Below are 7960 nucleotides of genomic sequence, written 5' to 3'. Positions count from 1 at the left end.
TCATCTGCTACCGGATAGACCCAACCCCGCTACCAAAAACAGCGTCATAACAAGCAGGTGCAGGTCGTGACCATGGACGGCTTCACCGGCTACGCCAGTGCTGTGGACCAGGTCCTCCCGGACGCGACCAAAGTGATGGATCCGTTCCATGTGGTGCATCTGGCTGCCGACAAACTCACCGGATGTCGGCAACGACTCCAACGAGAGACCACCGGACGCCGCGGACGCAAGGACGACCCGCTGTACAAGTACCGCCGCACGCTGTTGACCAGGACGAACTACCTCACGCAGCGGCAGAAACAACGACTCGACCTGCTGTGGGCCACCGACGATGACTACGTGGCACTCGAGGTGACGTGGCTCTTCTACCAGGACCTGATTGCGGCGTACGGGCATCCGAAGAAATCAGAGGGCAAGAAGCTCATGAGCAGCGTGATCAACAGCATCCGCAAAGGGGTGCCCGCGGGTCTGGAGGAGCTCGCCCAACTCGGGCGCACCTTATGGCGCCGACGTGAGGACGTGCTCGCCTATTTCGATATCGGTGCGTCCAACGGGCCGGTCGAGGCCATCAACGGCAGGCTCGAGCACCTGCGGGGCATCGCCCTGGGATTCCGAAACCTCAACCACTACATCTTGCGGTGCCTGATCCACTCCGGGCAGCTGCAGGGGAAGATCAACGCACTCTAAAAACGGAAGAGCCGGATAAGACCCACCGGCAGCATGCGGTGATTGAGCAGGTCAACGCGGATCTGAAGGCCAGTGCGCTGGCGCATATGCCTTCGGGGAAGTTCAACGCGAACGCGGCGTGGCTGGTGTTGGCGGTCATGGCGTTCAACCTCACCCGCACGGCCGGGGTCATTGCTGCGGGGGCGATGGCCCGGGCCACGACTGCGACGATCCGGCACCGGATCATCACTGTGGCGGCCCGGATCGCGCGACGGTCCCGGCGGCTGGTGCTGCACCTGCCGCAAGGCTGGACATGGGAGTCGCAGTGGACCCGGCTGTTTGCCCACTCTCATTCCCCACCGGTGGCGGTGTCTGCCTGACCACCTCAGCTTCTTTCGGCTGCCGAGATATCAATAATTCGTGGAGCAACCAGAACAAGACGTGATCTGGGGATCACCCCTGTCCGAAATCCCCGACTCCGATATCAATCGCTTACCGAGGGCACATCGGTGAATCCAGGCTTAGTCAGACAAACCGGCCCTCATGTCAACTGAATCAGCAGGTCCAGACGTCAATATGATCTACGCCACACCAAAATGGCCTAAGTCAGGTGGAACGACATGGCGGCCCGCCCGACCCTGCGGTCGGTCACTCCCATATCGATGCTTCAGCAACACGATCCGTGAAAAATCTGGGCTAAATCGTGTGAGAGCGGATCATGGAGAACCACAGAACGCCCAACAAGAAGCTTCCAAGCGCCAATGCCCAAATAGCGCCAGATAATCCCGCAACCAAAGCGAAAATAACCGGAGAAATCCCCAAAGAAACTGCCTGAATGACTCGAGTGAAGAGTAACCTTCGAGCCGAAAGGACAATCCTTCCTTGAATCGAGTAGAAAAACGTCACAAAATTACCCACGACGTAAACCCCAACGGGTAGGGCAAAAGAAGATAAGCTCGACAACACACCAAAATTGGCCCCGAGTAGCCCAATTCCTTTTAATACGAGGCCGGCCAAGCTGCCAATAGTAACTGCGGCTGCCAAAATCTTAAGAAAGGAAGAAACCGTATAATTATGACTGAGTGACCCTCGCGTAAATAGCGGGCGCAATGGAGTCAGGATTAAACGGATTGGTGCCGCCACGGTAGTAACAGCCCTGAAAATACCCATACTCTGAACATCTAGAATCACAACGATAAGGCTAGGACTCCAAAATGCACCTACATCCTGCAACGCCGAATCGGGTAAGAGAGTCGCTATATCGGGGAAACGATTTTTCACCCAAACTACCGCACGTCGGGGATTGACCGAGGTAGGGAATTTGGTGAAAAGAACGCTTACAGTCTGCGCTGACAGCCATAGCACCAGAATATCCGAAAGACGCCAACTCCCGCTAGAAGAAGTATAAATTAACGCCCATAGTACGAATAGAGAAACGACCCCAGCTATATCTCCAGCAATAAGTCTGGACATCCGGCCTTCTTGAGTCAGCCGATATCGCGCAGTCCCTCGATAGACCGATATACCAACGCCCACTGCCCAAAGAAGGGCGTACTCGCTCAGCTCACCAACAACGGAGGCAACGAAAAAAGCGCCAAATGAAAATAGAAGGCAGAGCCAGAGAGTGATAGCAGAGAAATCTTTCCAGTTTCCTCTTATGAAACCTCGATTAATTCTCCGCACATCTGCTTCGTTTACCAGCGAAAGCGAAATCGATGACCCCAACACGACAATCAGCTGAACAATCGAGTAGTAACCAAAATCTAGAGCATCCAGCAGTAAGAGAGGCGATAACTGCAAGACTGCGACGTAGGCCGATGATGCAAAAACAAAAAACGACGTCCGTTTTCGACTATTACTTGAAGATTTCATGCTGAATTTTTACGAGCCTTTCGAAGAAGAATACCCTAATATGATAACACCTTTCGGCATAGGCGGGAACAATGCCATTACTCACCTCTATATATTTTTGAGAGCTCTTCGACGGCAACATCCAAGGTGAAACTTCGATCAGAGAATGCTCTATTTATCTCCTGCCAGTTCGGCCTTTCTAAATTGATTAATTGTTCGATGGCAGTGAGCCAATGATGGTCTTGGTCACCCAGGGACAAAAAACTAGCTATTGACAGTCCAATATCTGCAAATTGTGGAACTCCAGTCGAGGCAACGACGGGGGTACCCGCAGCTTGCGCTTCTAAGACTACAACTCCTAACCCTTCATATATGGACGGCATTAGCAGCACATCAAAAGTCAACATCCATTCAGGAATATTCGCTTGAATTCCCACGAAGATGATACTGTTCTCAAGGTCGTTAAAACGCACTAGATCCTCCAGTGATTTCCTGTCTGGACCTTCCCCCACCAGAATCAGCATTGCGTCAGGATGAATTTTTTGCAGATTCTTCAACAAGCGAATGGAAAATTGCTGGTTTTTTACCTTCGTAAGACGCCCTACTTGTCCTATAATTATCCTATTTTCCGGCAGCCCCAGTCTTGCTCGAGCTTCCTGCTTTGAAAACGAAATGTCGTACCGGGAAAGGTCAAAAGCATTTGGCAACACTTGATAGTCTGAAAATTCACCGAACACGAAATCTCCCGAAGCAACCGAAATCGCCAATCGTTTGCTCGCGAACCTGTTTATAAGTGCCTGTCCGACCCGGCGGTTTAGATTGCCCGCCAAGCCTGTGGTCGACATCGATCCTGATGTTCGCGCGTGAGCAATCCGAATCGGCACTTTGTGCACCCAGCCTATAAAAGAAACTAAACCGCTGTGGTAAGAGGTGTGAGAATGTATTGCGTCATATTTGTTTCTTTTTATCAGCGAGCTAAGCGCAAGTATATGTCTCACGATATTCTGTCTCGGGCTTGGAATGCGATAGACAGATCCACCTAAAGACCGGATTTCTTTCTCATAATGCTGCTCACTATCTTCATACACTACGAAATCAAAATGAAATTGTTCTCGGTCAATAGCTCTATAAACATCCATCGTTCGACTCTCGGCCCCGCCAAGATTCAGAGATGCAAAATTGTGTAAAATCGAAATAGCCAAAATAGTTTCTCCCTACTCTCTGGTTAGGAAATTTTCAAGATACTCCGGTTACATACTTGCTGGGCTTAAACTCATTGTCTTTCCCTGATTCCGATTGTTCGACTTAAGTCTTAGTGGCACGAATAGCATTATACAAAGAGTCCAGAACATGATTGCAACTAGAGAAGAAAGACCAAAAAGAGCAGATTCACTATTTGCCAGAATGAGTAATGTTAGAACACTGGCACTTAGGAGCGGGATAGTATAGATATTTTGCATGAGCTTGAATATTAGAATTATCAAAATTCCCAGAAAAATTAGCCCCCCGACTGCCCCAAGGTCTACTAAGATTTCGGAGTAGGAGTTGTGGAGTTGTGTCGCTTGACCAGAATAGAGTCCACTGTCACGATATTCTTTAAGAGCTGTGCGTGTTCCATTAAAACCGTACCCTCGAAATGGATTTTCGCTAAACAGCACGAGCCCGACAGTCCAAAGCTCCTCACGGCCATTAAACAAAGTCGAACTTACCTCTAAGTTCAGCTGCCGAGGGAGGAAACTGCTGATATCCGCGTCAGCTTCAATCCTATTTGCAGCACGGAGCCCCAAATAGGTTATAACTCCTGCCCCAACAAGCAAAGAAGCACCTGGTATCAACCGATTGAGATGTCTACGGTTGCGAAGAACTCTTAGAATCAGTACAGCGAGTCCAGACAGAATTATGGCTAGGGTTGAACTACGGCTCCCCGATAGAAACAATGCCGTTATGAGAAGCGCTGGAATTATCAGCAGGGCCTTCTGTTTCTGATTCTGGTAGACAAGCAGAGACGGATAGAAGAATGCGGCAGCTAGCGCTGCAATCGTATTCGGATTATGAAATATTCCTTGGTAGCGCTCTAAACCACGGAGGGACTCAATGATGTCTGGCGCTGTAAACAGCACCGATATTACAATGAAGCTGATGACTGCGATGACTAGGACCCTCAAATCCTCGAGGGCTGCTTCAAAGCTTTTTATCCACCGTCTTGTGAAACTGATGTACAAGAATACAATAATCAGACTGAAATTGACCACTTTTATTGTCGTGTCCGCACGATCTACAGACCAGAGCAGTGAAATAGTTCCCCAGAGAAGAAATAGCGTTAGAAGCAAAATATAAATTCGGAATGACTTAGGTAAAAACTTCCCTTTCCTTGGGGGCGCCGCTAAAGTCAATGCCTGGACAATGGCGATAGCCCAGATCGGCAATCGCATGGCAGTGCCGATCGCGGTCAAAAGCGAACTTTGAGTAATCGTAAGGAGATGTACATAAGCAATTGCTAAGAGAATCGCCTTACGCATTCCCTCTCTCTGAAGCATTTGAATTAACACATGAATTAGGGCAGCGAAGGGAACTGTGATCAACATGACATACTTCCCAGTTTTCGACGCTGGAAGGGACCAGCGGCTTTTAATTCGTCTGGCCCCTTATGCGTCGGGATCGTAAGAACGTGTAAGTGATGGCGCTATTGCGAATTAGCGTTGTTTACTGCAGTTCCGAAATAATTCGCTTCTGCAGTTGATCTTCATCGGTTTCCGCAGAGCATCTTTGGGATTATCAAAATTTTCCCTAAATGTTTTCCAATCGGGGGTTAAGGTTTGGCAGTTTCTCTAAACCACTCGATCGTTTTTGTTATTCCTGCCCGAAGCCCCACAGGCTCGACCATTGGGAATAACGCTCGCAGGTTGTCGTTTGCTGCTTGCGAGTCCCTCACATCGCCAGCACGTGGTTCCCTATGGTCCCGTTCGAGGGGGCTACCGAGGATCTCCTCTATAATATCCACAACATCTAGGAGCGAACTGCGGGTTCCGAATGCCAGATTGACCGCGTCGCCTGGATTCAGTCTCTCCCGGGCAGCGACCGACAGTGCCTCGGTGACCGTCTCCACGAAGGTGAAGTCCCTAGTCTGTTGGCCATCTCCGTGGATCGGAAGGGGATTCCCCTTCAGTGCAGCATCAAGAAATGCCGGGATAACCGCCGCATAAGCATGGCCGGCGGCTTGCCCCGGCCCGTAGACGTTGAAGAACCGGAACGGAAGTACCTTCAAACCATAGACTTCCTTATAGGCAAGCGCGTAGGACTCGGTTGCCAGTTTGCTGACCGCATAGGGGCTGATAGGCATCGGACGCAAATGCTCGGCTTTCGGCATCGCCATATTGGCTCCGTACACCGAGGAGGATGAAGCGAGGGTCACATGCGCACCCGAGTCCCGAGCTGCTTCCAGGATATGCAGCGTGCCAGTGGCGTTGGCGTGGTGGGATGCTAGCGGATCTTGAATGGAACGCGGCACTGAGGGTCGGGCTGCGAGATGGACGATAGCATCGGAACCCCGGGCCGCCCGGCTCACCAGGTCACGGTCCAGGATCGATCCCTCGAATAAATCGACGTCGAGTCCGAGAAGGTTCTCCCTGAAACCTGTCGAGAAGTCGTCGATGACGGCGACCTGGGAAACCTCATCCTTTTGCAGCTGTTTGACTAGGTTGGAACCGATGAAGCCAGCTCCACCGGTGACAAGAATTTTCATCTGAAGTGCTTTCCTTTTAGTTTCTAGTAGTTATCACAGGCGCAGCTGAGCTGCGCCGCGAGGGAGCACATTCTTCAGGTCATAGACGGTGCAATCCGGTTTCCCGTAGGACCGGATGCCCTCGGGCCCCATGTCGCTAAAGGCCTGGTGTGCGACAGCCACGACGATTGCGTCATAGGCCCCTGGGTCCGGCTCCTCGACCAAGGTTATCCCGTACTCGCGGTCGACCTCCGCGGCGTCGGCCCATGGGTCGTAGACGTCGACTGCGATCCCGTAATCTTCCAGTTCACTTACCACATCCACCACACGGGTGTTTCGGATGTCCGGGGTGTCCTCCTTGAATGTCAGGCCCATGACGAGGATTCGGGCGCCCTCCAGCCCCGAGGACGTGCGCAGCATAGCCTTGATCAGCTGGCTGGCAACATACTGCCCCATCGAGTCATTGAGGCGACGGCCCGCCAGGATGATCTCCGGGTGGTGACCCACCGCCTGCGCCTTGTACGTCAGGTAGTAAGGATCAACGCCGATACAGTGCCCGCCTACAAGCCCGGGCCGGAAAGGAAGGAAATTCCACTTGGTTCCCGCCGCCTCAAGCACATCTTGAGTATCAATACCCATCTTGTTGAAGATCACCGCCAGCTCATTCATCAACGCGATATTGACGTCGCGCTGCGTGTTTTCAATGACCTTTGCCGCCTCGGCGACCTTGATACTGGGCGCCGAATGAGTCCCCACCGAAACAATTAAACGGTAGAGGTCGTCGACATACTGCGCGATTTCGGGGGTAGAACCCGAGGTCACCTTCACAATATTAGTCACTCGGTGGACCTTGTCACCGGGGTTGATCCGCTCTGGGCTGTAACCGGCGAAGAACTGTTCGTTGTACTTCAGTCCACTGATCTCCTCGAGTAGCGGAACGCATACTTCTTCAGTGACCCCCGGGTAGACAGTCGACTCATAGATAACTACATCCCCAGGCAGCAGGGTCGAAGCGAGGGTTCGGGTAGCAGCGCGAATGGCTCCCAAATCCGGATTCTTGTGCACGTCGATCGGCGTAGGCGTGGTAACGATGTAGACATTTGCTTTCCTGAGTTCCTCGGGATCCGCAGTGAACTCGAGTCTGGTGGCCTCAGCAAGCTCGTCTTCGGGCACCTCGAGAGTCCGGTCGTAACCGCATTTGAGCTCATCGATCCGGAGTTCGTTAATGTCATAGCCCACAACAGGGAGCTGCTGCCCAAACGCAGCCGCGAGCGGTAAACCCACGTAACCAAGTCCGATCACCGCAATATGCGCGTCTGAAATTTCGTGCTTCTTCATTTTTCTCCTAGCTTCGTGCAATGGGACTGAGGTTCTTTAGACATCCCAGTCAGTGACAACATATTCCCGAACATTCGAGAACAATTTCAAATCATATAACGCCGGTCAAACAATATCCCCGAGCAGTTACAGCAGATGTCTTTCCCCACGGTCGAGGAGTACGAATCAAATGTGACATGCACCTCGAAATCTTACAGCGAAAAGTAACTTCTGCATTTCGAAAAGACTGACTCCTTCGAGACTCAATAGTGAAAGAGTGCCTCGAGGCAATGGTCAGACAAGCATCAAACTGAGGGTTACTACCGATTAGGTACGGGCTCGTTAAGCTCTTAGGATAAAGCACTAAATCGAGGCAGATACCCGTGAAATATTCTGGGACCGCCC

At 51.6% G+C, this 7960-nt stretch carries 5 protein-coding genes and 2 pseudogenes; 2 read left to right on the top strand and 5 right to left on the bottom strand.

What is annotated here, in order from left to right; genetic code table 11:
• Nucleotides 1-57: 57 nt before the first annotated feature.
• Together NYP18_RS14330 and NYP18_RS14325 are read left to right on the top strand one after the other, a co-directional pair.
• Nucleotides 58-687, top strand: a pseudogene (locus NYP18_RS14330) (ISL3 family transposase); the annotation flags it as partial.
• Nucleotides 688-689: 2 nt separating this feature from the next.
• Nucleotides 690-1046 (top strand): annotated as a pseudogene (locus NYP18_RS14325) (transposase); the annotation flags it as partial.
• A gap of 316 nt (nt 1047-1362) precedes the next feature.
• Here the strand turns inward: NYP18_RS14325 and NYP18_RS14320 are convergent.
• The 5 genes from NYP18_RS14320 to tviB form a co-directional block, all read right to left on the bottom strand.
• The gene (locus NYP18_RS14320; RefSeq protein WP_259428876.1) at nt 1363-2538 is read right to left on the bottom strand and encodes a hypothetical protein; all 1176 of its coding nucleotides are present in this window, start codon (nt 2536-2538) and stop codon (nt 1363-1365) included.
• A 77-nt stretch (nt 2539-2615) separates the two neighbouring features.
• Nucleotides 2616-3719 (bottom strand): glycosyltransferase, encoded by a 1104-nt coding sequence (locus NYP18_RS14315; protein WP_259428875.1) that lies wholly within the window; start codon nt 3717-3719, stop codon nt 2616-2618.
• 48 nt (nt 3720-3767) lie between these two features.
• Complete coding sequence (locus tag NYP18_RS14310) at nt 3768-5102, bottom strand: O-antigen ligase family protein (protein WP_259428874.1); 1335 nt, start codon at nt 5100-5102, stop codon at nt 3768-3770.
• Between the two features lie 224 nt (nt 5103-5326).
• Nucleotides 5327-6259 carry an NAD-dependent epimerase/dehydratase family protein gene (locus NYP18_RS14305; RefSeq protein ID WP_259428873.1) on the bottom strand — a complete coding sequence of 311 codons (933 nt, stop codon included), beginning with the start codon at nt 6257-6259 and terminating at the stop codon, nt 5327-5329.
• Nucleotides 6260-6292: 33 nt separating this feature from the next.
• Nucleotides 6293-7576 (bottom strand): Vi polysaccharide biosynthesis UDP-N-acetylglucosamine C-6 dehydrogenase TviB, encoded by a 1284-nt coding sequence (gene tviB, locus NYP18_RS14300; RefSeq protein ID WP_259428872.1) that lies wholly within the window; start codon nt 7574-7576, stop codon nt 6293-6295.
• Between the last annotated feature and the right edge of the window lie 384 nt (nt 7577-7960).

The sequence above is a fragment of the Corynebacterium lemuris genome, from assembly GCF_024919295.1.
GTDB lineage: Bacteria > Actinomycetota > Actinomycetes > Mycobacteriales > Mycobacteriaceae > Corynebacterium > Corynebacterium lemuris.
Note: the sequence above shows the minus strand (reverse complement) of the source record. Positions and strands in the feature narration are given on the sequence as shown.